Source organism: Pseudomonas sp. Emmai, from assembly GCF_055179735.1.
Genome location: NZ_CM143685.1, coordinates 6,502,809 through 6,528,439 on the forward strand (window position 1 = coordinate 6,502,809; position 25,631 = coordinate 6,528,439).

General features: G+C 62.1%; 24 protein-coding genes. 8 read left to right on the plus strand and 16 right to left on the minus strand.

The window, feature by feature from the left end; translation table 11 throughout:
- From ACY4LX_RS29895 to ACY4LX_RS29910, 4 genes are read right to left on the minus strand one after another with little or no spacing between them, the layout of a single operon-like run.
- A complete protein-coding gene (locus ACY4LX_RS29895; RefSeq protein ID WP_463260656.1) occupies window positions 1–4,575 on the minus strand; it encodes an alpha-2-macroglobulin family protein in 4,575 nt (1,524 codons plus the stop codon).
- Window positions 4,572–5,237, minus strand: a complete 666-nt coding sequence (locus ACY4LX_RS29900; protein ID WP_372242362.1) for a DUF1175 domain-containing protein — start codon at window positions 5,235–5,237, stop codon at window positions 4,572–4,574. Before ACY4LX_RS29900 ends, ACY4LX_RS29895 begins: the two co-directional genes overlap by 4 nt.
- Window positions 5,207–6,931 carry a DUF2138 domain-containing protein gene (locus ACY4LX_RS29905; protein ID WP_463258589.1) on the minus strand — a complete coding sequence of 575 codons (1,725 nt, stop codon included), beginning with the start codon at window positions 6,929–6,931 and terminating at the stop codon, window positions 5,207–5,209. The genes ACY4LX_RS29900 and ACY4LX_RS29905 overlap by 31 nt, the downstream gene beginning before the upstream one ends.
- Window positions 6,932–6,982: 51 nt before the next feature.
- Window positions 6,983–7,774 carry a YfaP family protein gene (locus ACY4LX_RS29910; RefSeq protein WP_463258590.1) on the minus strand — a complete coding sequence of 264 codons (792 nt, stop codon included), beginning with the start codon at window positions 7,772–7,774 and terminating at the stop codon, window positions 6,983–6,985.
- A gap of 277 nt (window positions 7,775–8,051) precedes the next feature.
- Here ACY4LX_RS29910 and ACY4LX_RS29915 point away from each other — a divergent pair, with 277 nt between their 5' ends.
- The 5 genes from ACY4LX_RS29915 to ACY4LX_RS29935 all read left to right on the plus strand — a co-directional run bounded on the left by ACY4LX_RS29915 (window position 8,052) and on the right by ACY4LX_RS29935 (window position 14,483).
- Complete coding sequence (locus ACY4LX_RS29915; protein ID WP_463258591.1) at window positions 8,052–9,191, plus strand: Fic family protein; 1,140 nt, start codon at window positions 8,052–8,054, stop codon at window positions 9,189–9,191.
- Window positions 9,192–9,346: 155 nt separating this feature from the next.
- Window positions 9,347–9,589, plus strand: a complete 243-nt coding sequence (locus ACY4LX_RS29920; protein ID WP_056743654.1) for an exodeoxyribonuclease VII small subunit — start codon at window positions 9,347–9,349, stop codon at window positions 9,587–9,589.
- Window positions 9,586–10,473: a (2E,6E)-farnesyl diphosphate synthase gene (ispA, locus tag ACY4LX_RS29925; protein ID WP_463258592.1), complete on the plus strand. Its 888-nt coding sequence runs from the start codon at window positions 9,586–9,588 to the stop codon at window positions 10,471–10,473. Before ACY4LX_RS29920 ends, ispA begins: the two co-directional genes overlap by 4 nt.
- Window positions 10,474–10,564: 91 nt before the next feature.
- Entirely contained in the window at window positions 10,565–12,463 is a 1,899-nt protein-coding gene (gene dxs / locus ACY4LX_RS29930) for a 1-deoxy-D-xylulose-5-phosphate synthase (protein WP_149660936.1), read from the plus strand.
- Between the two features lie 136 nt (window positions 12,464–12,599).
- Complete coding sequence (locus tag ACY4LX_RS29935) at window positions 12,600–14,483, plus strand: TonB-dependent receptor domain-containing protein (protein ID WP_463258593.1); 1,884 nt, start codon at window positions 12,600–12,602, stop codon at window positions 14,481–14,483.
- Window positions 14,484–14,595: 112 nt separating this feature from the next.
- Here ACY4LX_RS29935 and ACY4LX_RS29940 read toward each other — a convergent pair whose 3' ends face one another.
- The 12 genes from ACY4LX_RS29940 to nrdR all read right to left on the minus strand — a co-directional run bounded on the left by ACY4LX_RS29940 (window position 14,596) and on the right by nrdR (window position 23,298).
- Complete coding sequence (locus ACY4LX_RS29940; protein WP_463258594.1) at window positions 14,596–15,396, minus strand: cobalamin-binding protein; 801 nt, start codon at window positions 15,394–15,396, stop codon at window positions 14,596–14,598.
- Window positions 15,396–15,815 (minus strand): MFS transporter, encoded by a 420-nt coding sequence (locus ACY4LX_RS29945; RefSeq protein WP_149660939.1) that lies wholly within the window; start codon window positions 15,813–15,815, stop codon window positions 15,396–15,398. The genes ACY4LX_RS29940 and ACY4LX_RS29945 overlap by 1 nt, the downstream gene beginning before the upstream one ends.
- Window positions 15,812–16,429, minus strand: coding sequence for a GTP cyclohydrolase II (ribA, locus tag ACY4LX_RS29950; protein ID WP_054052350.1), 618 nt, complete (start codon window positions 16,427–16,429; stop codon window positions 15,812–15,814). Before ribA ends, ACY4LX_RS29945 begins: the two co-directional genes overlap by 4 nt.
- A 148-nt stretch (window positions 16,430–16,577) precedes the next feature.
- Window positions 16,578–17,312 (minus strand): substrate-binding periplasmic protein, encoded by a 735-nt coding sequence (locus ACY4LX_RS29955; protein ID WP_463258595.1) that lies wholly within the window; start codon window positions 17,310–17,312, stop codon window positions 16,578–16,580.
- Window positions 17,313–17,333: 21 nt separating this feature from the next.
- Window positions 17,334–17,837 carry a phosphatidylglycerophosphatase A family protein gene (locus ACY4LX_RS29960; protein WP_149660941.1) on the minus strand — a complete coding sequence of 168 codons (504 nt, stop codon included), beginning with the start codon at window positions 17,835–17,837 and terminating at the stop codon, window positions 17,334–17,336.
- Window positions 17,834–18,799 (minus strand): thiamine-phosphate kinase, encoded by a 966-nt coding sequence (gene thiL, locus ACY4LX_RS29965; RefSeq protein ID WP_463258596.1) that lies wholly within the window; start codon window positions 18,797–18,799, stop codon window positions 17,834–17,836. The genes ACY4LX_RS29960 and thiL overlap by 4 nt, the downstream gene beginning before the upstream one ends.
- 22 nt (window positions 18,800–18,821) lie before the next feature.
- Window positions 18,822–19,322: a transcription antitermination factor NusB gene (gene nusB, locus ACY4LX_RS29970; RefSeq protein WP_123509921.1), complete on the minus strand. Its 501-nt coding sequence runs from the start codon at window positions 19,320–19,322 to the stop codon at window positions 18,822–18,824.
- Window positions 19,319–19,795, minus strand: coding sequence for a 6,7-dimethyl-8-ribityllumazine synthase (gene ribH, locus ACY4LX_RS29975; protein WP_003185938.1), 477 nt, complete (start codon window positions 19,793–19,795; stop codon window positions 19,319–19,321). Before ribH ends, nusB begins: the two co-directional genes overlap by 4 nt.
- A 91-nt stretch (window positions 19,796–19,886) precedes the next feature.
- The gene (gene ribBA / locus ACY4LX_RS29980; RefSeq protein WP_133837507.1) at window positions 19,887–20,978 is read right to left on the minus strand and encodes a bifunctional 3,4-dihydroxy-2-butanone-4-phosphate synthase/GTP cyclohydrolase II; all 1,092 of its coding nucleotides are present in this window, start codon (window positions 20,976–20,978) and stop codon (window positions 19,887–19,889) included.
- Between the two features lie 16 nt (window positions 20,979–20,994).
- Window positions 20,995–21,660, minus strand: coding sequence for a riboflavin synthase (locus tag ACY4LX_RS29985; RefSeq protein ID WP_463258597.1), 666 nt, complete (start codon window positions 21,658–21,660; stop codon window positions 20,995–20,997).
- Window positions 21,661–21,703: 43 nt separating this feature from the next.
- A complete protein-coding gene (gene ribD / locus ACY4LX_RS29990) occupies window positions 21,704–22,837 on the minus strand; it encodes a bifunctional diaminohydroxyphosphoribosylaminopyrimidine deaminase/5-amino-6-(5-phosphoribosylamino)uracil reductase RibD (RefSeq protein ID WP_463258598.1) in 1,134 nt (377 codons plus the stop codon).
- Window positions 22,834–23,298, minus strand: coding sequence for a transcriptional regulator NrdR (nrdR, locus tag ACY4LX_RS29995; protein WP_003228656.1), 465 nt, complete (start codon window positions 23,296–23,298; stop codon window positions 22,834–22,836). Before nrdR ends, ribD begins: the two co-directional genes overlap by 4 nt.
- A 127-nt stretch (window positions 23,299–23,425) precedes the next feature.
- Here nrdR and ACY4LX_RS30000 point away from each other — a divergent pair, with 127 nt between their 5' ends.
- From ACY4LX_RS30000 to trxA, 3 genes are all read left to right on the plus strand, one after another.
- Window positions 23,426–23,890: a hypothetical protein gene (locus ACY4LX_RS30000; protein ID WP_463258599.1), complete on the plus strand. Its 465-nt coding sequence runs from the start codon at window positions 23,426–23,428 to the stop codon at window positions 23,888–23,890.
- On the plus strand, window positions 23,887–24,543 hold the full coding sequence (locus ACY4LX_RS30005; RefSeq protein WP_463258600.1) for a class I SAM-dependent methyltransferase: 657 nt from the start codon (window positions 23,887–23,889) through the stop codon (window positions 24,541–24,543). Before ACY4LX_RS30000 ends, ACY4LX_RS30005 begins: the two co-directional genes overlap by 4 nt.
- Window positions 24,544–24,718: 175 nt before the next feature.
- Window positions 24,719–25,591: a thioredoxin gene (trxA, locus tag ACY4LX_RS30010; protein WP_149660947.1), complete on the plus strand. Its 873-nt coding sequence runs from the start codon at window positions 24,719–24,721 to the stop codon at window positions 25,589–25,591.
- The last annotated feature ends 40 nt before the right edge of the window (window positions 25,592–25,631 follow it).

Genomic DNA, 25,631 nt, shown 5'->3' on the forward strand with positions numbered 1-25,631 from the left:
TCAGTTGACCGTGACCTGGCCGAGCGCCGGTTTCTGTTCCTGGGCCTGATGCTGTGGCGCATAGACCTGGGTGAAACGCACCGGCGGCAGATTGAACTGGCCTTTCTGCGAGAAACGCACCAGATGCCGCACACGCAATTCGCCGCTCAAGGCGTCCACCGGAATCGCGTAGGCCAGTTGGCCCGGTTCGAAGCGCGCCTTCTCCAGCGCGGTCGGTTCGGTGCCAGCCTTGCCCAGCAACTTGATGCCCCACGTGGTGCGCTCGACATCGGCGCCCGGTGGCAGCGGCACTTCGATCATCCCGTAGCGCAGCGGCTTGGCAGCTTTGCTGGTGATGATCACTTCGTCCAGGTACAGGCTGTCGCTGGACAACGGCTTGGTGCCGACCGCTTCGAGTTTGAATTCGAACGCTTCGTCACCCGGCACCAGACGCGACAGGCGACGGGTGATGGTCACGGCCATCGGGTCGATGGCCGGTTGCTGGGTCTGGTAGCTCAGCGCGGCACGCAGCGGACGTTCCTGGGTCCCGGTCAGCGACAACGCCGCCGGTACCGGAGTAGCGCCCTGCCAGGTCCAGTACATCTCGCCGGTACTGCCGTAGTTTTTCTTCCAGCCTTCACCCGGTGCCAGGGCGATGGTCGGCGACGCCTGCTCGATGCTGTGTTGCAACCAGCTCAGCGCCAGGGCGCGTTCGAGGGTCGATTGCTGTGGCAGCAGGCGTTGCAACAACTGTTGCGCGTGAGCCTGATCGAAAGCTTGCAGCGACAGGTTCAAGGCTTCGGCAAACGGCTGCGAACTCACGGCCAGACGTTGTTGCGCGTCCGGCACTTGCCGATTGAACGCATCGGGCAGCGTGACCTTGGATTGCTTGGCCAGGGAAGAGGTCAGCGCACGCGCCGCCGCCAGGCCCAGCGCCGAATCCGGATCGCTCATGACCAGGCTGTCTTCGCCATCGTCCATCAGGTTCGCCGCGTTGCCGTCGCCGGCCTTCGCCAGGTCATCCATCAAACCGCTGAGCAAGGTGTTCACCGGCAATTGCATCTGTTTGGCGAACGACAGGATCAGCGCCCGTTGCAGCAGCGGCGTGTTCTTCGCCTGCTTCGAATACACCTCCAACACCCGCTGCCAATGCTCCGGCGGCAGGCTCAGTTCCAGGGCTTTGCTGGCGTACCAGTCGGCGTAATAGGCGTAAGCGGTGAGGAACGCGTCCGGCTCGCCGTCCTGGCCCCACCAAGTGAAGCTCGCCGACGGCCCGGCCATTTGCACCAGGCGCAGACGGCTGTTTTGCATGATCAGGCGCAAGCGATCACGCACCTGCGGGTTCGACGACAGCGAAGGATAGGCAATGCTCAGTGGCAACAAACGACTGGCGGTCTGCTCGACGCCGCCGTACGGATAGCTCAGCAGATCATCGAGGGCCGAACGGAACAGCGCTTGCGGGCTGTCATCCAGACGCAGGCGAATGTCCGTCGCGTCGGCCGGCAAGGTCAGCGCGGTATCGCCGCTGAGCGCGTCCACCACTTGGCTTTGCGTGACCTGCCAGCCTTCGCCGGTCGCGGTCAGGCGCACGGCCAGGGCGTCGGCGGTCTTGCCGTCCTGCACCAGCTCGGCGGTCCAGTCGCCGCTCGCCAGGGCAAACGCCGGCAGCGCGATGTAGTTGATGCCGCTGTTCAGAGTCACCGGCATACGCTGCTCGGCGCCGCCGTAATGGATCACCAGCTCAGCCTTGACCGGTTTCTCGGCCTGGCTGAAGGCGAACACGCCGAGGGCCGGCTTGTCGCCATTGCGGAACTTGGTCGGGCCGCTCCACTTCAGGTACAGCGGTTTTTCCGAGCGCACGAATTGCTTCTTCTGCCCGACCTGGCCGTCATCGGCGATGGCCCGGGCGGTGATGCGCCAACGGGTCAGGGAGTCCGGCATCTTGAAGGTGAAGCGGGTCTTACCGTTGGCGTCGGTGATCAATTCCGGCTGCCACGCGGCGGTGTCGACGTCTTCACGACGGGGCCGCTCCAGCACCTTCACTCCACGTTCGCTGCGGTTGGCTTTGCCCGGCGCGCCGGGGCTGCCCGGCAACGCCACGTCATAGCTGATGAACGACAGGCTGGCGCTGGTGCGCACGTTGTTGCGGCGCGGGTGGTAGAAGAACTGGTCGATGGTCGGCGCGACTTCCGGTTGCAGCGCGTAGATCATTTCATCCACGACGCTGACCGTCAGGTGCGCCGGAATCGGCTTGCCGGCGAACTGCGTGGTGAGGTCCACCGACACGGTATCCCCCGGCTGATACGACGCTTTATCGGTGGCAATGGCCACGTCGATTTGCGGCGTAATCACCTTGATGCCGGCGTTCTGGAAGCTGTACTGGCCGCCCTTGGTGTAGAGCACGGAGAAGGTCAGGTTCGGTGCGAAGTTATCCTTCACCGCAATCCGTGCGCGGTATTGGGTGTCGCTGAGTTTTTCCATCTTCAGCCAGTCAGCGCCCTTGGACAGCAGCGCCGTGGCCTCGACCTTGTCCCGTTCCAGGGACAGCAGCGCATCGCTGACCGGCTCCGGGAAGGTGATCAACGCCATGGCTTCGTCGCCGGCCTTGTACTCGGGTTTGTCGAGGACGATTTCCACGGTGCCCGGCACGGCTTTGACGCCCTCGCCGGTGACCGAATGCCCGGTGGCGCCGACCACGCGGCCATGGTCATCCTTCAACGTCAGGTTGTAGGTGCCCGGCCGCGCGAACGCCACGCTGAAGCCTTTGTCTTTCGCGCTGAGTTTGCCGTCGCCGGTGGTCTGGTCTTCCAGGCGTACCCAGCTGTAGCTGCTCGGGGTGACGGCTTTGGTCTGTTCGCTGCCGCCTTCGTTCACGTAACTGAAGGCAACCTTGTCACCCACCGCGCTGAAGCGTTGCGGCGCACGCAGGCTGAAGCTCGCAGCTCCACGGTCGATCAGGATTTCCTTGGTGGTCTTGACCCGATACGCCGCACCATCGCTGGCGAACACGGTGAGCATGTAGCGGCTCGGTTTGTCGGCCGCTGGCAGGTCGAGGGTCGCGTTGCCCTTGGCGTCGGTGGTCAGTTCGGTGCTGGTCAGCTCAATCGGGAATTGCCCGAGGTATTGCAGTTCGTTATCGACCATCGACAGTTGCTGGGCGCGCAGGCTCAGGGTCAATTTGGCGTCGGCCACCGGTTTGCCGTCCGGGTACAGCAGCACCAGGCTGCCCTTCACCGGTTCGCCGGTGCGGTAGTCCTGCTTGGCCAGGTTCAACGAAATTTCGAAGTGCGGCTTGATGTATTCGGCGACGCGGAAGGCGCTGCTGTAGGCCTGATCCTTGTAGCTGAAACGCAATTCATAACCGCCCGCCACCGCGTTGTCCGGCAACTGGAAACGGCCCTGGGTGCCGGACTTGGAATCCAGTTTCAGCGCCAGGGATTGCAGCGCTGTGCCCGTGGCATCGAGCACAGTCACGTTGACGTCGGCAGCGGTCGGCGCCACAGAATCCCGGGCGTTCTTGAACTCGCGACCGACGATTTTCAGCGACACCCAATCCCCCGGCCGATACAGCGGCCGGTCGGTGAAGGCATAGAGTTTGGTGTCGTAAATTTCGCTGTCGTAATAGAAGTTCTCGGAGACAAACACCCCGCCCTCTTCGTCTTCGCCGATCACGAACGAACGCTCGGGGCTGACGTGTTTCAGGCGCAGTAAACCATCAGCATCGGTCGCACCGCTGCTCATCACACCCAGGCCATCGGTCCACAGCACATTCACTTTCGGCACCGAACTGCCTTCGTGTTTGCGCGCGGCCCACACCAGCAATTCATCACCGGCAATCTTGCTCACCGCCACGGTGTTGGAGACGAAGACCATGGTGGTTGCGCGGTACTTGCCGATCAGCGCTTCCACCAGGTACAGGCCCGGTTTCAGGTGACCCAACGGGATGTACACATTGCCCGGTGCCACGCTGACGAATTCACTGGACGAACCGGCCAGGTTCACGCCCGCAGGCGGCTGGATCGGTTTGGCTTCCCACAGCGGATAACGGAATTGGCTGACAACGGGCAGGCCCGGAATCAGCGCGAATTGCGGCTGAGCGTCGTAAGGCGTTGGCGCGGCAATCGCGGTGCCCATCTTCAGCTCTGGCACTTCCTCGGTGACTTGTTTACGCGACTCGTAGGAAAACGCCCGCTGCATCACGCGCCGGGATTTGCGATACCAGTTGTCCCACAGGTACGCGAGGGTGTTCGACAGGCCTTCGCCCTTGAACTGACCGTCGCTGACCACGCGATGCAGGTTCTTCTGGCGCTTGAGGAAATCCAGCGGCTTGTCGATGCGGTACACGCGAATGTCGGCGCCGCCGTAAGGCTCCATGCGGAACCGGCGATAGTCGCGACCCGGCGCTTCGAGGCGCACCATCGCCTGCTCGTCGGCGGCGAAACTGCTGTCGGCCAGCAGGAAAAAGCTTTCACCGGCCACCGGCGTATAGCCGCTCGGCTCGACGGTGTCTTCGGCACTGACCGTGGCAATAGGAACCAACAAGGCCAACAGCAAAGGAATTTTTGAGCAGATACGCAGCATGCGGGCACCGATCATTGGGAGAGAAAGTTCAGTCGATAGACGCCGATGAAGTTGGGGTTGGCTGCGTCGGGTATCCATCGGGTGTCCTTCCATGTCATGAGTTGCTGCAGGCTCGCGGATCGCATGCCGTTGTCAGTGGGGGTGGTGGTGCCGGTGTGATAGGCGATGTAGCGGCCCATCCAGATCATCAGGTGCTGGTCGTCGCCCTGATCGAAAAACATCAGGTCGCCGGGCCGGGCCTGGGACACGTCGCGGCTGACCAGATGACTGTTGAACTGAATCAATTTGATCGCGTTGACGTACGGCCCAACCTTGCCGCCGCCCTGCTGCCATTGCTGGGCGAGGCCGCGCTGGGCCTCGCTCAGTTGCAGTTCCGGCGGCAGGTAGCGGTTGGACAGGCCATTGCTGCGCAGCCATTTGTCGTCATGGACTTTCAGCGCTTCGTTGGCGGCGAAACGCACCAGGCCCGCGCAATCCTGCTGGAACCAGCGCGGGCTCGGACCTTGGGTCAGTTGTTCCTGGGCGATGCGCACGAACCAGGCGCGGAACACCTGGGATTGCTGCGCATCCAACGGCGCGGCTTCGGTGGCGAACACCCGACTGCCCAGCAACATCGCCAGCAGACCGAGGCCTCGGATAAGGGCTGTCACAGGGCTTTCCACTCCAGCGGCAACCATTGCCAGTGGCCGTCGGGTTCGCTGCCTTTAGGCAGGGTCAACGCGTATTTGCCGTAGCCGCCGAGCTTGCGCAGTTTCGGGATCAGGTAGGTTTGCGCGGCGTTGTAGAACACCGGCTCCATGTCTTGCGGCAGGCTGTCGAGGGTTTCCTGTTGCATCAGCTGGGCCATGGAATCCGGGCCGAAGTAGACCGGCATCAGCAGGTCTTTCGGCACCACGTCGGCCATCGGCGGGAAGCGTTTGTCGAGGGTGCCGAGGGCTTTATCCACGAGCTTGTCGTCGAGGGAAAACAGCAGGGTCGAACCGTGGCGCGCCAGACTGACCTTCATGAAGGCCTTGCCGGTGATCGCGTCCGGGTTCTCGGCGTCCTTGGCTTTATAAGGACCGAAGTTGGAGCTGACCTGACGTTGCCACTGATGGCTTTCGCCTTCCTTTTTCTCGACCACCGGGAAGGCGTGTTCTTCGACGTTGCCTTCATAGGCGCCGACCATCGAGCCAAACAGGTTGCCCAGGTCGCCGTCGAGTTTGGCGCTGTCGCTGTCATTCAGGCTGGCCACCAGCAGCGGCGTGTACAGCCGCGAATCGGCGTACCAGCACAGGCCCGCCGCGCCGGCCATGTGTTCGGTCAGGGCCTGGGCGACTTTTTCTTCGGCGCCGAGTTTGACCAGCAGCGGTTTCTGTTGCTCCGCCGCCAGCGGCAAGGCTACGCAAGCACTGGCGCCCATCGGCATGGCTTGCCAGATCGGTTTGAAATCGAAGTCCGGTTGGTTATCCAATTCGTCCATGGCGAGGAAGCTGTGCCAGCCCTTGTCGTCCATGTCGAAACGCAGGCCGGCGAAGTTCGGGATGAAGCGCTGATAACCCATGGCCAATACGCTGGCGTTGACCGACAGGCGTTGCTTCACTTCCGGCGCGCGGGGTTGCAGGCCGAAGGCTTCGGGGAACAGTTTTTGGCCGCCGAGCAGGGCTTCCAGCGACTGAGTCGAAACCATGCCCGGTTCATCGACCGGACCATGGCCGCCTTCGTACAGCTTGGCCGGGTTCGACAGCACCACCAGTTTGTCGCCATGGGAGGCGAACAGCAGCGACTTGGTGGCGTTGTAGGTCAGTTGATAAAGCGCCACGTCATCGGCGCCGACTTTCACGGTGCCGACCTGGGTCAGTTGTGTGTCATCCAGCGCGACTTTGGCCAGCGGTTCCAGCAGCTTGGCCAGGCCACCGCGATCCATCACCAACAGGAAATCTTTGAGGCGACCGTCCGCCCCACGCCACAGCGCCACGTCTGCCGGTTGATCGAAGAGTTGCTCGATCAGGCTGTCCTGCAATTTCAGGTCATGTTCGTAAATGATCCGCCGCAGGCTGCCGATCAAGCCGAGGCGATCGGCGTGGGCTTCGTAATAGAAGACGAAATCTTCGGTCAGGGTTTCCTTGAGGAACGGCACGGCCAGCAAGTCCTTGGGCAATTGGCTCAAGGAATGGGTTTCCAGCAGACCGTCCGGGCGGCCCATGCCCAGTTTGTCACTGGCCAACACCGCCAGCGGCTCTTTGGGTTTGTGCATGAACCAGCCCAACCCGCCCGCCACGCCAGCCACCAGGCACAGCCCGATCAGCACGGCAGGCCAGCGCCGTGGAGGTTTGGCGGCAGGGGTTTCGGCGGCCGGAGAAGCCGCTGGTGAAATCGTGTTATCGCTCATGTTCACGCTCATGTTCCCAAAGCTCAGCAGTTCATCCGTGGAGCGGGATGCTTAATAGTTGAAAGTCTTGACCAGCAACAGGTCACCGATGGCCCGCAGGGGCACGATGAAGGTCTCGCGTTTTTCGTCGACGGTGTTTTCGTTGAGCACCAGGTTGATCTGCGAGGTGATGACCTCGTTCTGGTTGCTGGTCTCATCGAAGTTATAGCCTTCGCTGCCGAAGTTGCCCCAATAGTTCACGTAAACCAGATAGGTGCCGTGCATCGGCGCGGTCATGGTGAACATTTCCGGGCCGGGACCATCGACACCGTCCGGGTCCAGGCCGCCGCCGTTGGTCAACGCCGTATGGGCGAAGAACGCGTGCTGGCCGTCCGGGGTAATGATGTGCAAGTCGAGTTCGGCTTTCGGGTCGTCCCAACCCAGCACCACGCGAATCCGCGCCGGGGTGCGCAGGTTGTTGGCTTCATAGAATTGAACGCGCTTGAGGGATTTGCCTTCGGCGCTGCGCACTTCGACGCTGTTGGAGCCGGCGCCAAACGCATACGGCCGGGCGAAACGCCCTTCGTCGTCGGTGTACAGGTTCAGTGGATTGCCGTTGACCGCCAGCGTGTGCGGCCCGCGCTGGGTGCCGATGGCCTTGAGCTGGCCTTCGATCATCGTGCGATTGCGTTGCACGCCCCGGTCGATGGGCGGCGTGGGATAGGCAACTTGCGGGTTTTCACTGCGGTCGAGCAAGCCGTTGTAACGCCAGCCGCCTACCGGCTCCGACAACTCGGCCGTCGGCTCCGCCCGGGCCGCGCAGGCCCAGACCAGCATGATCAGCAGTGAAAGAAAGCAACGCATGTGACGCCTCCTGCCATGCACAACGAAACCCTGCGCCCGGTCCTCGGCGCGTTACAGCTGCAAAAACTGCGTTTCGTCAAAATGACCCATGACTATCGGGTCGTAGAAGGCACGAAGGTTAGCGATGTAGCGATTTTTTAACAATCAGATACATCTTTATTTGTGGTGAAAATCACGGTGATTGTTGGGTGTGAGCCGAATAGCGAGGTTATTCGGCTCACGAAATGAGCCGAATAAGACTATTATTCGGCTCATTGACCTTGGAGTACCCGAATTCATGGCGTCGCACTGGATCTGGCAACAGCCCGACTGGCCGAACTTCAATTGGCAGGCCGACCGCTTGGCGCCGCTAATGCGCGCGTGCGTGCAGGCGCAAGGTCGGTTGATGGGGATGGCCAGTTCCGTGGGCAGTTCGTTGAGCGCCCAGAGCGAACTGGACGCACTGCTGCAGAACATCGTGACGTCCTCGGCTATTGAAGGCGAATCGCTGAATGTCGGCTCGGTTCGCTCATCCCTGGCGCGGCGCTTGGGGCTGGAACAGCTCGATGGCGACCACGTCAGCCAACGCAGCGAAGGGCTGGCGCAGTTGATGCTCGATGCCACCCAGCAGTTTGCGCAGCCCCTGACGTTGGAGCGATTGCTGGAATGGCATGCGTGGCTGTTTCCGGATCAGGAAGCGGACTTCTCTGCCCATTCGATCCGGGTCGGTGCATTACGCGGTGATGAGCCGATGCAGGTGGTTTCAGGACGACTCGACAGGCCGACCGTTCACTTCGAGGCACCACCTCGCCTGGGCCTTGAGCAGCAATTGAACACTTTCCTCACTTGGTTTGAAGACAGTCGGGGCCAGGAACAGTTGGACCCATTGCTGCGGGCCGGGATTGCGCACTTCTGGTTCGTCACCCTGCATCCCTTCGAAGACGGCAACGGGCGCCTGACGCGTACCATTACCGATCTGGCATTGGCCCAGGGCGAAGCGCAGGCCATTCGTTTTTATGCGATGTCGGCGAGCATCCTTGAGGATCGCGCCGGGTACTACCGAGTGCTGGAAGCCAGTCAGAAGGCAACATCGGACATCACCGAGTGGCTGGAATGGTTCCTGAAAACCCTGCTGCGCAGCTTGCAGCAGGCGATGGCGCGGATTGAATCCGTGCTGGGCAAGGCGCGGTTCTGGCAGGTGCATCGAGAATCAACGTTGACGGCGGAGCAGGCCAAGGTGCTGAACCGCTTGCTGGATGGCGGGGAGCGCGGTTTCGAGCAAGGGATCAGCGCGGCGCAGTATCAGGCGGTGGCGAAGGTGTCCAAGGCGACGGCGACGCGTCATCTGGCTGAATTGCTGGAAAAGGGCTGTCTCCAACGCCTTCCTGGTGGCGGGCGCAGTACGCGCTACGCAATTAACCATCCTGGCGTTGATTGATGCCACAACACGATCCGTAGCAGCCTTGCTCCTACAAAACGAACGCAGGCTTCGCCAGCGGCTACAAAGGTTGCGTCAAAACCCCCGCTCATTTGCCCATAACCCCCATGTCTGCTAGTGTCGCGCCGGTTTAACGTCAACCGGAAATAGCCGCCATGGCCCGCAAAAAAGCTGCACTGGATTTCGAACAATCCCTCGCTGACCTGCAAACGCTGGTAGAGCGACTGGAGAACGGCGAGTTGTCGCTGGAAGACTCGCTGACGGCTTTCGAGCAAGGCATCGGTCTGACCCGCGATTGCCAGGCAGCGCTGGCCCAGGCTGAGCAAAAGGTTCAAGTGCTGCTCGAGCGTGATGGCGAGCTGGCCGAGGAACCCTTTGAAGCGGATCAGCCAGAATGATTGCAGCGTATTCGGCGACCAGCCAGGCCCGCGTTAACGCAGCGCTGGAAACCCTGTTCAACCCGCCAAGCCCCGAACTCGCCCGCCTCTATGACGCCATGCGCTACAGCGTGATGAATGGCGGCAAGCGCGTGCGTCCGCTGCTGGCCTACGCCGCGTGCGAAGCGCTGGGCGGCAAGGCTGAGCAGGCTAACGGCGCGGCGTGTGCGGTGGAGCTAATCCACGCTTACTCCCTGGTACACGACGATTTGCCGGCGATGGACGACGACGATTTGCGTCGCGGCCAACCGACCACCCACAAAAAATTCGATGAAGCCTGCGCGATCCTCGCCGGTGACGGCTTGCAGAGCCTGGCGTTCAGCGCCCTGCTCGACCCGCGCCTGAGCACCTCGAACGCAGAGATTCGTTTGCAAATGGTCAGCGCCCTGGCGTTGGCCGCAGGCCCGGCGGGTATGGTCGGCGGTCAGGCCATCGACCTTGGCTCGGTGGGTTTGAAGCTGGATCAGAAAGCCCTTGAATACATGCACCGGCACAAGACCGGCGCGCTGATCGAGGTCAGCGTCAAACTCGGCGCCCTGGCCAGTGGTCGCGCCGAGAAAGACGAACTGAAGTCCTTGCAGACCTATGCACAGGCCATCGGCCTCGCGTTTCAGGTGCAGGACGACATTCTCGACGTCGAAAGTGACACCGAAACCCTCGGCAAACGCCAGGGCGCCGATATCGCGCGCGACAAGCCGACCTACCCGGCCCTGCTCGGTCTCGACGCGGCCAAGGCTTATGCCCTGGAATTGCGCGATCAGGCCCTGCATGCGCTGCGACCGTTTGACGCGGCCGCCGAGCCTTTACGCGATCTGGCCCGCTATATCGTCGAACGACGTAGCTGACAGCGTATCCGCCAAAAAAGAGTAACGCGTGGGCAGGGGCCGATGCATCGGGTAAACTGCCGCCTCTTCTATACCTATAACGATTCGCCTGATGCCCACGACGTTTCATGAGATTCCCCGCAAGCGCCCGACCACGCCCCTGCTCGACCGCGCTAACACGCCGGACGGCCTGCGCCGGTTAGGCGAAGCCGAGCTGGAAACCCTGGCCGATGAATTGCGCCTGGAATTGCTCTACACGGTCGGTCAGACCGGTGGGCATTTCGGTGCCGGCCTGGGCGTCATCGAGCTGACCATCGCGTTGCATTACGTGTTCGACACCCCGGACGACCGGCTGGTGTGGGACGTGGGTCATCAGGCCTATCCGCACAAAATCCTCACCGGCCGTCGCGAGCGCATGGGCACCCTGCGCCAGAAGGACGGCGTCGCTGCCTTCCCGCGCCGCTCCGAGAGCGAGTACGACACCTTTGGCGTCGGCCACTCCAGCACCTCGATCAGTGCCGCGCTGGGCATGGCGATTGCCGCCCGCCTGCAGAACAGTGATCGCAAGGCGATTGCGGTGATCGGCGATGGCGCGTTGACTGCCGGCATGGCCTTCGAGGCGCTGAACCACGCGCCTGAAGTGAACGCCAACATGCTGGTGATCCTGAACGACAACGACATGTCGATCTCGCGCAACGTCGGTGGTTTGTCGAACTACCTGGCGAAAATCCTTTCCAGCCGCACCTATGCCAGCATGCGTGAAGGCAGCAAAAAGGTCCTGTCGCGCCTGCCCGGCGCCTGGGAAATCGCCCGGCGTACCGAAGAATACGCTAAGGGCATGCTGGTCCCGGGCACGCTGTTCGAAGAGCTGGGCTGGAACTACATCGGCCCGATCGACGGCCACGACCTGCCGACCCTGATCGCTACCCTGCGCAACATGCGCGATCTCAAAGGCCCGCAATTCCTGCACGTGGTCACCAAGAAAGGCAAAGGCTTCGCCCCGGCGGAAGTCGACCCGATCGGTTACCACGCCATCACCAAACTCGATCCTCTGGACGCTCCGGCCGCGGCGCCGAAGAAGTCCGGCGGGCCGAAGTATTCCGGTGTGTTCGGCGAATGGCTGTGTGACATGGCCGCGGCCGACCCGCGTCTGGTCGGGATCACCCCGGCGATGAAGGAAGGCTCGGACCTGGTGGCGTTCAGCGAGCGTTTCCCGCTGCGCTATTTCGACGTGGCGATTGCCGAGCAACACGCGGTGACGTTCGCCGCCGGCATGGCCTGCGAAGGCGCGAAACCGGTGGTGGCGATCTATTCGACCTTCCTGCAACGCGGCTACGACCAGCTTGTGCATGATGTGGCGGTGCAAAACCTCGACGTGTTGTTCGCCATCGACCGCGCCGGTCTGGTGGGCGAAGACGGCCCGACCCACGCCGGCAGTTTCGACCTGTCGTTCCTGCGCTGCATCCCCGGCATGCTGGTGATGACCCCGAGCGACGAAAACGAACTGCGCAAAATGCTCACCACCGGCCACCTGTACAACGGCCCGGCGGCAGTGCGTTACCCGCGCGGCAATGGCCCGAACGCGACGATCGAAAAAGACCTGCAACCGATTGAAATAGGCAAGGGTGTGGTTCGCCGTCAGGGCAACAAAGTCGCCCTGCTGGTGTTTGGTGTGCAACTGGCTGAAGCGCTGAAAGTCGCCGAGACGCTGGACGCGACCGTGGTCGACATGCGCTTCGTTAAACCCCTCGATGAAGCACTGGTTCGTGAAGTCGCCAACAGCCATGAATTGCTGGTGACCATCGAAGAGAACGCGATCATGGGCGGCGCCGGTGGCGCGGTCAGCGAGTTCCTGGCCCGGGAAAACATCCTCAAGTCGATGCTGCACCTGGGCTTGCCGGACAGCTACGTCGAGCACGCCAAACCCGCGCAGATGCTGGCCGAATGCGGACTGGATGAAGCCGGGATCGAAGCGTCGGTGCGTCAGCGCCTGCAACTGCTCACCAAGTAACCCCCGACCTGTAGGAGCGAGGCTTGCCCGCGAAGAGGCCATAACATTCAACATCATTGTTGCCTGTTAAGACGCTTTCGCGGGCAAGCCTCGCTCCTACAAGGACCGCGTTTTTTTCGATTTTTACGAATACATCATGAATTTCTCCCGCCTCGCCCTGACGCTGACCTTGTTGCCAGCCGGCCACCTCCTGGCCGACACCTTCGAACGCGATCAAGCCCTCAAGCTCCCCGACGTGCTGATCAGCGCCAACCGCCAGGTCGAGGCGCGCAACGACAGCAGCGCGGCCAACACGGTGTTCACACGCGAAGACATCGATCGCCTGCAACCGAGCAGCGTCACGGATCTATTGCGTCGGGTGCCGGGCGTGCAAGTCGGGCAAACCGGCGGGCGCGGCAGCTTGCCGGGGATCTACATTCGCGGCACCAAATCGGCCCAGAGCCTGGTGCTGGTGGACGGCCAGCGTATTGGTAGCACCACCTCCGGCGACAGCAATCTGCAACACATCAACATCGAACAGGTCGAGCGCGTGGAAGTGTTGCGCGGCTCCCGTTCGGTGATTTATGGCAGCGATGCGATTGGCGGGGTGATTCAGATTTTCACCCGTCGCGGTGGCGAACAGGGTTTGCAACCACGGCTGCACGTGGGTTTTGGCAGCAACCAGACGTGGGAGCGTAGCCTTGGGCTGTCCGGCGGCGATGAGAAAACCCGTTTCAACCTGGGCGCCAGCCTGGATGAAACCGCCGGGATCAATCGCACCCATGAGTCGTATCCCAGCGATGGCGATCACGACGAATACCGCAATAAATCGGTGAGTTTGAGCCTGAGCCACGCGCTGACAGATGACATCGAAATCGGCGCGAACGTGCTGGATAACCACGGTAAAAGCGCGTTCGACAACCCGTTCGGCCGCTTCGACATGAACACCTTCGAATCGGTCCAGCAGCAGCCTTACAGTGAGTTCGATGTCAGCAGCGTCAGCAGTTACATCGACGCGCGCATCAACGACGTATGGAAAACCCGCCTGGAATTCGGCCACAGCGAAAACCGCGAGAAGACCCTCGACAAGCTCAGCGATGAACGCACGGTGTTCAACACCTACCGCGATTCGGTGAACTGGCAAAACGACCTGACGCTCAACGAGCACAACAGCCTGATCGTCGGCGGCGACTGGTACGAAGACCGGATCAACAGCAGCACGCCGTTCGATGAAGACAGTCGCTGGAACCGCGCCGCATTTATCCAGCATCGCTATCAGACGGACAGGTTCTCCACGGAACTGGGCCTGCGGCGCGACCAGAACCAGCAATTCGGCGGGCAAAACAGTTGGAGCGGCACCTTCACCCTGCCGCTGAACCCGGACAACGATGTGCTGCTGACCTACAGCGAAGGCTTCCGCGCGCCGACCTTCAACGACTTGTATTACCCGGATTACAGCAACCCGGACCTCAAGCCTGAAACCTCGAAAAGCTATGAGCTGCAATGGCGCAGCCAGTTGACCGACACCAGTCGCCTGGAAGCGTCGCTATACCGCACTGACCTGGAAGACGCGATCATCTTCGGCAGCAACAACCGCCCGCAGAACGTGGCGTCGGCGCGGATCAATGGTTTCGAAGCCGCGCTGAAACAGGAACTGTTCGGCTGGCAGAGCAACCTCGGCGTGGCGATCATCGACCCACGGGATCGCGACAGCGGTCACACCTTGGCCCGGCGTGCGCGGCGCACGTTAAGTCTGGATCTGGATCGACAGTTTAATCAGTTGGGGCTCGGCGCCAGTTGGCAGGCGGTCAGCGGCAGTTATGACGATGAGAACAATCAGCAGCCGTTGGGTGGCTATGCGTTGTTCGGGTTGCGCAGCAGTTGGGCGCTGAATCGGGAAGTGAAGCTGGAATTAAAGGTCGATAACCTGTTCGACAAGGGCTACAGCCGGGCGTTGTACAGTTTTGACGGCAGTCAGTATGGGTATCGCGAGGAAGGTCGGGCGTGGATGTTTGGGGTGACCTGGACGCCGGAGTTCTGATCCCGGATTAACGGCGCCTGGGCCGGCCTCTTCGCGGGCAAGCCTCGCTCCTACAGGGGCGCCACCGATACCTGTAGGAGCGAGGCTTGCCCGCGAAGGCCGCGACTCGGTCTTAACGGTCCGGCGCGATAATCCGGCACAACTTGGCCGTCGCCTCAATCATCTGCCCACTCGGCCGCTCCAATCCCTTGTCCGTCACCAGCAACAACCGCCCCTGCACCACCGCCGCCACTTGCGGCCACGCCTTCCAGGCATCGAGCTGCGCCTGATCACTGGCCAGAATCACCTCGGGATTGCGCTGCAACACCGCTTCCACGCTGACCTGCGGCGCTGGCAAGGACAGGTCGGCAAACACGTTGCGCGCGCCGCACACCTCCAGCGCATCGCTGATGATTTGCCCGCCACCCACGGTGTACAGCGGCCGGTCCCAGACTTGATAGAACACCGTTAGCGGCGTATCCCGGCGATAGCGCTGGCGCAGGTTATCCAGTTTCTGCCGCAAGTCAGCCGCCAACGTTACGCCCCTCTCCGGTCGGCCGAGTTGCGTGGCAATCGCTTCAATCTGCGCCGTTAGCTGGTCGAGGTTGTGGGGTTCGGCGACGTAGGTGGGAATGTTCAAGCGCTTGAGCTGGTCCCGCTGGGCCGGGCCGACGCTGCCGGGCCAGAGCAATAACAGGTCGGGCTTGAGGCTCAGCAGCCGTTCCATGTCCAGTTGGCCATAGCTGCCAACCGAGGGAAGGTGCTTGAGTTCGACCGGACGCTCACCCGCATCCAGCACTCCGACCAACAGGTCGGCGGAGCCCAGTTCAACGACGATTTCAGAGAGAGAAGGCGCGAGGCTGACCACGCGTTCGACGGAATAAGCCGAGCCGCTGACGGCCAGCAGCAAAACCGCCAGCCAGACGCGCAGCATCAGCCGAGTTGACGCGGGATACGGTAAAGGTAGAACAGCACCGCGGTGGACAGCGCCAGCAACACCAACGGCACCGCTTCGAGGCCGACGAACACGGCCAACGCGCCGATCCACGCTGGCAGGCTCGCCGCCAGAAAGGCGATACGACGCTTGGCTGCCAGGGCAATCCAGGCCGCCGGTTCTTCAGGGGTATCGAGGGCTTTCTGGGTGGCGATCAGCGCATGTTTGTAGCCGCCGAAAAACTTCAGGCTGACAAACATCGAGGCCACACCGGCGATAAACAGCGGCATCGCCAGCACCGGCAGGATCGCCTCGCTCTGGCCGAACACGCCATTGATCACGAACAGCGGCACCAAGGCCAGCGCCAGGTATTGCCACCAGTTGAAGGACAGTCGCCGCCGCACTTGACCGCGAGTCACGCCCGATCAGCCTCGCCCTGATGCTCGTTGCCCATCATGTGGTCGAGCTTGCTGGCCTTGGTGGCCAGGTACAGTTTGTTGTGCGGGTTGTGCCCGGTGTGCAGCGGCACGCGCTCGGCGACGACAATGCCCATGTCGGTCAAGGCTTTGACCTTGCGTGGGTTGTTGGTCATCAGGCGCAGGGATTTCACGCCCAGGTGCTGCAGCATCGGCAGGCACATGGCGTAGTCACGCTGGTCGGCGGCAAAGCCCAGGCGCTCGTTGGCTTCAACGGTGTCGGCACCGCCGTCCTGCAACTCGTAGGCGCGGATCTTGTTCAGCAGGCCAATGCCCCGGCCTTCCTGACGCAAGTACAGCAACACGCCACGACCTTCACGGGCGATGGCCTGCAGCGCGGCCTCAAGTTGCGAGCCGCAGTCGCAACGCTGGCTGAACAAGGCATCGCCGGTCAGGCATTCGGAGTGCAACCGGCCGAGCACCGGGGCACCGTCGGCGAAATCACCCAGGCTCAGCACCACGTGCTCGCGCCCGTTCTCTTCATCGAGAAAGCCGTGCATGGTGAATTGCGCAAAAGGTGTTGGCAGCTTCGAAGCGGCGACAAAAACGACAGGCACCTGTGTGCTCCTGATCAATAAGTACTGGAGATTCGCAGAGGCGGCATTGTAACAGCAGGTTCCGACCGACGCTTAGGCTGAATTATGGGGCATAACGATCAAAAAGTTTGATCAAGCGGCCAAGTCCCGCCGGCCCATTGGCCCGTGTTCAATTCGCATCAAATGGATAAGGCTGTTTCCACTTGGCAAAGATCGGTCTCAACTGGCCGCTTTTCACCAGCAGTTCCATACGCAGGTCGAACAACGCCATCAACGCGCGGGCCTTGGGGTTGTCGGCAAAACACAGGTACAGCGGCAACTCGGCGATGTGGGTGCGGCGGAACAACGACGGATCCCTGGCCCGGGCGAGCAGGTAATCGATTTCGGTCAGCGCATCGATGTAATAGTCGGCGCGGTTGTGGGTCAGCATCGACAGGATCCCGGCGCGCCGCACCACTTCGTTGTAGCGCTGCACGTTGGGCAGGTACGCCTGATACTTGTAGCCGCGCACCCAGGCCAGTCGGTAACTGCCGAGATTATCGAGGGTCGGCGACGGATTACTCGCCAGGCCCAGGGCATAGATGTGATCGGAGTCGAAGTTCCAGTGCGGATAAAGCACGTCGCTGGTTTCGTCGCGATAGGCGCCGACGCAGGCGTCCACTTCCCCGCGCTGGGCCAGGCCAACGGCGCGGGTGTAGGGTTCGGTGCGGATATCGAGCCTGATCCCGGCCGGTTCGAAGATGACACGCAACACGTCCCAGCCCAGGCCATGACCGTCAGCGGCGGTGTAGTCTTCCCAGGCTTCGCTGGCCAGATGAATCACGGACGGCGTCGGCGTAGCGTCCCCCGCCTGGGCGAGCGAGCAGAACATCGCGAAAACCACCATCAACCAGCGTCGAGCCATGCCTAATCCCTGCTTCACCACTCAGGCGAAAAACCACACCAGCCCCTGCATCCCCAGCCATGCAAAGACCCCGGCCAATACGTCGTCGAGCATGATCCCGACACCACCGTGCACATGGCGGTCGATCCAGCGAATCGGCCACGGCTTGAGGATGTCGAAGAAGCGGAACATCAGGAACCCCGCCAACAACCAGTACCAGCCGTCCGGCACCAGCCACAGGGTGATCCACATCCCGACCATCTCATCCCAGACGATGCCTTCGTGATCGTGTACCCGCAGATCGTCGGCCACTTTGCCGCACAGCCAGAACCCGAACAGCATGGTGATGCCGAGCATCAGCCAGTAGCCCCAGTCGGGCAACATCTGCCACAACGGGATAAAGGGTAGCGCAACTAACGAACCCCAGGTGCCCGGAGCCTTTGGCAAGGTGCCCGAGCCGAAGCCGAACGCCAGGAAATGCCAAGGGTTGCGCCAGACCGAAGGCGGTACGAATTCCGCCGGCGTCTGCTTGGGATGATCGGTCACGGTGTCTCCGGAAAATGTTGATAACCCCGGGTTTGCGGGGTGATGTCGTGCCCATCGGCGTCCAGCAGCCTGACGCCCTGCCCGGCCACGACCCGGCCCACCACATGGACCGGCCAGCCGTCCGCCAGCAACCGGGGCAAAACGACGGGCGGCACGGTGAAGGCCAGCACGTAGTCGTCGCCACCGCTCAGGGCGGCGTTTTCGGCGCCTGTCTGGCCGAGGAAGCTCACCAACGCTTGGGACACCGGCAGCTTGCTCCGGTCAATCTGAATGCCGACTTTCGAAGCAAGCGCGATGTGCCCGCAGTCGGCGAGCAGGCCGTCGGAGATATCCAGCGCCGCCGTGGCGTGGCCGCGCAACGCCTGACCGAGGGCCAGTTGCGGTTGCGGCGACCAGTAATGGCGCAGCAGCGGATCGGCGATGGCCTCGTCCGCAGTCCGCTGGCCAAGCACCAGCGGCAACGCGCCAGCGGCATTGCCCAACTCGCCGCCGACACACAGCAAGTCCCCCGGCTGCGCGCCGCTGCGGGTCAGGGCCTGGCCGCTCGGCACGCGGCCAAACACGGTCAGGGTCAGGCTCAACGGCCCACGGGTGGTGTCACCGCCGATCAGCGCCACGCCACAGCCCTGGGCCATGACATTCAAGCCACGGGCGTAGGCGTCCAGCCAATCGGCGGTCACCGTCGGCAAGGTCAGGGCAAGGGTAAAGGCAACGGGGGTGGCGCCCATGGCGGCCAGGTCACTGACCGCTACAGCCAGCGAGCGCTGACCGAGCAGAAACGGGTCGCAAGGATCTGCGAAATGCACGCCGGCAACCAGCGTGTCGGTGGAAATTGCCAACTGCTCCCCGGGAGGAACAGCCAGCAAGGCGCAGTCATCGCCGATTCCCAGTGCAACGCCCTCGCCGCCCTGCGCACAAGGCGCGGCGGCGAAGAAATTGCGGATCAGCTCAAACTCGCCCATTTGGCAGCCATTCAAGCGCTTATCAGCGCTTGAACGCCTTCACTTCAGCTTCACGCAGACGCGGGGCCAGCTTGTCGAGTACACCGTTGACGAACTTGTGGCCGTCGGTGGAACCGAAGACTTTCGCCAGCTCGATACCTTCGTTGATCACAACGCGGTACGGCACGTCGACGCGCTTGAGCAGTTCCCAGGTGGACAGGCGCAGAACCGCCAGTTCAACCGGGTCCAGCTCTTCGATGGTGATGTCCAGGCAAGGCGACAGCGCAGCGTCGATCTCAGGCTTGTGGGCCGGAACGCCGTGCAGGATGTCGTGGAAGTAAGCGGCATCGACATCGCTGAAATCGTTATCGACCCGGAACTGCGCTTCGATCTCGTTCAGCGACTGCTTGGCCATGTGCCATTGGTACAGCGCTTGAGTCGCGAGCTGACGGGCTTCGCGACGCTTGACGCTTTTCGATGGCTTGCCGGCATCCGCAGGCTTTGGATCGCGTGGGTTGAACTGATCGCTGTCGTCGCTAATCACTTGGCCTCCAACTGTGCCAGCAGGCTGACCATTTCCAGAGCGGACAGGGCAGCTTCGGCACCTTTGTTACCGGCCTTGGTGCCGGAACGTTCGATGGCTTGCTCGATGGAATCAACGGTCAGCACGCCGAAAGCGACTGGAACGCCGAACTCCATGGACACCTGGGCCAGGCCCTTGGTGCATTCGCCTGCCACGTATTCGAAGTGCGGAGTACCGCCACGAATGACCGCGCCCAGGGCGATGATTGCCGCGTATTCGCCCTTCTGGGCTACTTTCTGCGCAACCAGCGGGATTTCGAAGGCGCCAGGGGCACGGATGATGGTGATGTCGCTTTCGCTCACGCCATGGCGAACCAGGGCATCAACTGCACCGCTGACCAGGCTTTCAACGACGAAGCTGTTGAAACGGCCTACTACCAAAGCGTAGCGGCCTTTAGGGGCGATGAAGGTACCTTCGATGGTCTTCAGGGTCATTCGTTAGATCTCTTAAAGAGCCGGGACGCGTTTTCTACGCGTCCCTCAGTGATGTGTTAACCGCGAATCAAGGCCCGGAAACAACCGGTCATTATTCGGAGGGCACGTATTCTACAACTTCCAGATCGAAACCGGATATCGCATTAAATTTCATTGGCGCACTCATCAGGCGCATTTTGCGAACGCCCAGGTCCCGCAGGATCTGCGAACCGGCACCGACGATGCTGTAGGTGGTCGGTTTTTTCGCCGGGACGTGCTCGGCGGTTTCGCGGATATGTGCCAGCAATACATCGCCATCGAGCGGGTGACCGAGCAACAGCACCACGCCGCTGCCAGCCTCGGCGACCGCGGCCATGGCGGCGCGCAGGCTCCAGCGGCCCGGCTGCTTGACCATCAGCAGGTCGCGCAATGGGTCCATGTTGTGCACGCGAACCAGGGTCGGCTCGTCGGCGCACACGGTGCCCAGGGTCAGGGCCATGTGCACGTCGCCTTCCACGGAGTCACGATAGGTCACCAGGTTGAATTGGCCCAGTTCGCTGTCCAGCGGCTGCTCGGCAATCCGCTGAACGGTACGTTCGTGGATCATCCGGTAGTGAATCAGGTCGGCGATGGTGCCGATCTTGATGTTGTGTTCGGCGGCAAAGGTTTCCAGTTCGGCGCGACGGGACATGGTGCCGTCGTCGTTCATCACTTCGCAGATCACGCCGCTCGGCTCGAAACCGGCCATACGCGCCAGGTCGCAAGCAGCTTCGGTGTGGCCGGCACGCGCGAGAGTGCCGCCCGGTTGGGCCATCAGCGGGAAGATGTGGCCGGGGCTGACGATGTCTTCAGCCTTGGCGTCCTTGGCGGCAGCGGCCTGCACAGTGCGGGCGCGGTCGGCGGCGGAGATGCCGGTGGTCACGCCAGTGGTGGCTTCAATCGAGACAGTGAATTTGGTGCCGAACCCGGAACCGTTGCGCGGAGCCATCAGTGGCAGCTTCAGCAGTTCGCAGCGTTCGCGGCTCATCGGCATGCAGATCAGGCCACGGGCGTGCTTGGCCATGAAGTTGATGTGTTCAGGCTGGCAGCACTCGGCGGCCATGATCAGGTCGCCTTCGTTCTCGCGGTCTTCGTCATCCATGAGGATGACCATCTTGCCTTGGCGGATGTCTTCAACCAGTTCTTCGATGCTATTGAGCGCCACAAGGCACCCCCTTGAGTCAGGATTTGAGGTAGCCGTTTTGGGCCAGAAAGCTTTCGGTGATGTTCCCGGATTTTGTAGGCTCTGCGGCCTTATCGCCCAGCAACAGGCGCTCCAGATAACGTGCCAGCAAGTCCACTTCCAGATTCACCCGGCGACCTGGCTGATAAGACGCCATGATGGTTTCGCTCAGGGTGTGGGGAATGATCGTCAGCAAGAACTCGGCGCCATCGACTGCGTTCACGGTCAGGCTGGTGCCGTCGACGGTGATCGAGCCTTTATGGGCGATGTACTTGGCGAGGTCTTTCGGCGCGCGGATGCGGAATTCCACAGCGCGGGCATTCTCGGTGCGGGCAACCACTTCGCCCACGCCATCGACATGGCCGCTGACCAGGTGTCCGCCGAGGCGAGTGGTCGGGGTCAGGGCTTTTTCCAGGTTGACCGGGCTGCCGCTTTTGAGGTCATTCATGGCGGTGCAGTCGAGGGTTTCGCGACTGACGTCCGCTGCAAAGCCGTTGCCTGGCAGTTCAACTGCGGTCAGGCACACGCCGTTGACCGCGATGCTGTCGCCCAGTTTGACGTCGCTCAGGTCGAGCTTGCCGGTTTCTACGTAGACCCGCACATCTCCGCCTTTTGGGGTCAATGCACGAATACTGCCGATGGATTCGATGATGCCGGTAAACATGGAGTCCTCCTCGAGAACAGGCCGTCTTGGCTCAGGCCGGGAATTATACGCTCGCGGCTGGAGAAGGAATGGCAGTGACTCGCCAGTCATCGCCAACCGCGCGAATTTCGGTGATTTTCAGCTCGGGCGCGTCCTTCATGTGCGCCAGCGGCCAGTCCAGCAACGGGCGGGCTGAGGAGCCGAGGAACTTGCCGGCGATGAAGATCTGGAACTCATCCACCAGACCTAGCTGGGCAAACGCCCCGGCCAGGCGCGGCCCCGCTTCGACCAACACTTCGTTGACCCCGCGATTGGCCAGTTCGACCAGCAGTTTGCGCAGGTCCACCAGACCATCGTCGCCGGCCACGATCAGGCATTCCGGGCCGTTGGCGTATTGCTCTTCGATCGCCATGCAGGTCGCGACCAGCACCGGGCCCGCCTTGAAGAACGGTGCATCCAGCGGCACGCGCAAGCGGCCGTCGATCAGTACGCGCAGCGGCGGACGACTCATGGCCAGCGTGGTTTGCTGAGCGTCCAGGCCCAATTCGGCGGCGCGCACGGTCAAACGGGCGTTGTCGGCCAGCACTGTGTCGGCGCCGGTCAGCACTACGCTGGCCTGGGCACGCAGGCGTTGCACTGCCGAGCGAGCGGCCGGGCCAGTGATCCATTGGCTTTCGCCGCTTTCCATCGCCGTGCGACCGTCGAGGCTCATGGCCAACTTGACCCGCACGAACGGCAAGCCATGTTCCATGCGTTTCAGGAAACCTTCGTTGAGCTTGCGCGCTTCACCTTCCAGCACACCGCTTTCGATGGCGATCCCGGCCTGGGCCAGGCGCTGCATGCCGCGACCGGCCACCGACGGATTCGGATCCTGCATCGCTGCAACCACACGGGCCAGACCGGCATTCACCAGCGCATCAGCGCAGGGCGGCGTGTGGCCGTGATGGCTGCAGGGTTCGAGGGTCACGTAAGCGGTGGCGCCACGGGCCTTGTCACCCGCCGCACGCAACGCGTGGACTTCGGCGTGGGGTTCGCCGGTGCGCACGTGCCAGCCTTCGCCGACAATCTGCCCGTCCTTGACGATCACGCAGCCAACCCGTGGGTTGGGGTGAGTCGTGTAGTGACCCTTGCGCGCCAGTTCCAGGGCGCGGGCCATGTAATGGGCGTCGAGGATGGCTTGTTCTGCGGAGGTGGTCATTCTTTCACCGGCTCACGGGCCAGGCGATCGATCTCTTCGCGGAACTCGTTGAGGTCCTGGAAGCGCCGATACACGGAGGCGAAACGAATGTAGGCGACTTCGTCGAGCTTTTGCAGCTCGGCCATCACCAGTTCACCGACCACGAGGGATTTGACCTCGCGTTCGCCGGTGGCGCGCAGTTTGTGTTTGATGTGCACCAGCGACGATTCGAGGCGCTCGACACTCACCGGGCGCTTCTCCAGCGCCCGCTGCATGCCGGCGCGGAGCTTTTCTTCGTCGAACGGCTGGCGGCTGCCGTCGGTTTTGATCAGGCGCGGCAACACCAGTTCGGCGGTCTCGAACGTCGTGAAACGCTCGCCGCAGGCCAGGCATTCACGCCGGCGGCGCACCTGTTCGCCCTCGGCGACCAGACGCGAGTCGATGACCTTGGTGTCGTTGGCACCGCAGAAGGGACAGTGCATGGTGGCAGGCAACAAAAAAAGGGAGGGCCATGGTAGCGCATCCCCGTGGCAAGACAAGCCATAGGGTTTGCGGTATACAGACGAGCAATATGTTTGATTCATGGATTTCACCTTGCTGGAGCCACAAATGTCGCTACGACCGCTCGTCCTGCTCAGTGTTTTAAGCCTGCTGGTGGCCTGCGGCAGCGATGCGCCCAAGCCGCAGCCGCCGACCCCGGGCCCCGCGCCACAAGCGGCGCAGAAGAAAGCCAAAGAATCCGCTGACCTCGGCCCGCTGCCGGCCTTTCAGCGTGAATTGAGCGGCACCCTGCAAGGCGTGCCCGCCGGCGCCGAAGTGGAACTGGCGCTGCTGGTGATCGACGACAAATCCCGCCCGCAACAATTGCTCGCCAGCTCCAGCCTGATCGGCACCAATCAAATCCTGCCGTTTCACCTGCGTTTCAACCCGGAATCCTTTCCGGTCGGTGCCCGGGTTGAACTGCGCGGCCGCGCCACCCAGTCCGGCCAGTTGATCCTGCACCTGCCGTCGCAGACCATCACCCAGCCGACAACCCAGGCCCTGGGCCAACTGCAATTCGTCAAAGCCCCATGATTGCACCGCTCGACCTGCAACAGGCGTTAGGTGAACTGCTCGGCGACGCGCAACTCGTCGCCTGCCATTTGCCGGACACCAACCTGAAACTCTGGCTGATCGACGGCGACAACATGAACCGCGCCTTCAGCCCGGAAGAAACCCGGCGAATCCTGCATGAACCGCCCTATTGGAGTTTCTGCTGGGCCAGTGGCTTGGCGATGGCGCGGTATCTCGCGGCGTTTCCCGAGTGGGTCAAAGGCAAGCGCGTTTTGGATTTTGGCGCGGGTTCTGGTGTGGCGGGGATTGCGGCGGTAAAGGCCGGGGCGCTGGAAGTGGTGGCCTGCGACCTGGACCCGCTGGCGATTGCGGCGTGTCGGGCGAATGCTGAACTCAATGAGGTGCAGCTCAACTACTCGACGGATTTCTTTGCCGAGGCGGATCGCTTTGATCTGATACTGGTGGCCGACGTGCTGTATGACCGGGCGAATCTGCCGCTGCTCGATGAGTTTTTGAGTCGCGGCAAGGAAGCCTTGGTCGCGGATTCGCGGGTTCGGGATTTTCGTCATCCGTTGTACCGGCGCATTGAAATGCTGGAGGCGATGACCTTGCCCGATCTGGCCGAGCCCGAAGAGTTTCGGCATGTGAGCCTCTATCACGCCACCCGCATATGATCCTTCCCACGCTCCGCGTGGGAATGCAGCCCGGGACGCTCCGCGTCCCAAAGCGGACGCAGAGCGTCCATTGAGGCATTCCCACGCAGAGCGTGGGAACGATCTGTGTTCCCGCTTCCGGCCACCCCCCGCCAAGCCTTATAGTGGCCTCATTCACGCTTCCAAGAGATCCCCCATGAGTCAGGAAACGCCGTACATCTTCGACGCCACGACTGCCGATTTCGACCAGTCGGTGATCGAGAACTCTTTTCACAAACCAGTGCTGGTGGATTTCTGGGCCGAATGGTGTGCGCCGTGCAAGGCGCTGATGCCGATGCTGCAAACCATCGCCGAGAGCTATCAGGGCGAGTTGCTGCTGGCCAAGGTCAATTGCGACGTCGAGCCGGACATCGTCTCGCGCTTCGGCATCCGTAGCCTGCCGACCGTGGTGCTGTTCAAGGACGGTCAACCGGTGGACGGTTTTGCCGGTGCGCAACCGGAGTCCGCCGTACGCGCCATGCTTGAACCCCATGTGCAAATGCCGCCGCCGGCCGCTGCCGATCCGTTCGAACAGGCTCAGGCGTTGTTCGATGAAGGCCGCTTTGCCGACGCCGAAGCCATCCTCAAAGTGCTGCTGGGCGAAGACAACACCAATGCCAAAGCGCTGATCCTTTACGCCCGCTGCCTCACCGAGCGTGGCGAACTGGGCGAAGCGCAAACTGTGCTCGACGCGGTCAAGACCGATGAGCACAAGGCCGCGCTGGCCGGCGCCAAGGCGCAGATTCAGTTCCTGGGCCAGGCCAAGGATTTGCCGGATGCCGCCGACCTGAAAGCGCGCCTGGCGAAAAACCCGCAGGACGATGAAGCGGTGTATCAATTGGCAATCCAGCAATTGGCCCGCCAGCAATACGAACCGGCGCTGGATTCGTTGCTCAAGCTGTTCATCCGCAACCGCAGCTACAGCGAAGGCCTGCCGCACAAGACCTTGCTGCAAGTGTTCGAACTGCTGGGCAATGATCACCCGCTGGTGACCACGTACCGACGCAAGTTGTTCGCCGCGCTTTATTGATTCTGTAGGAGCGAGGCTTGCCCGCGAAAGCGTCCGTAAG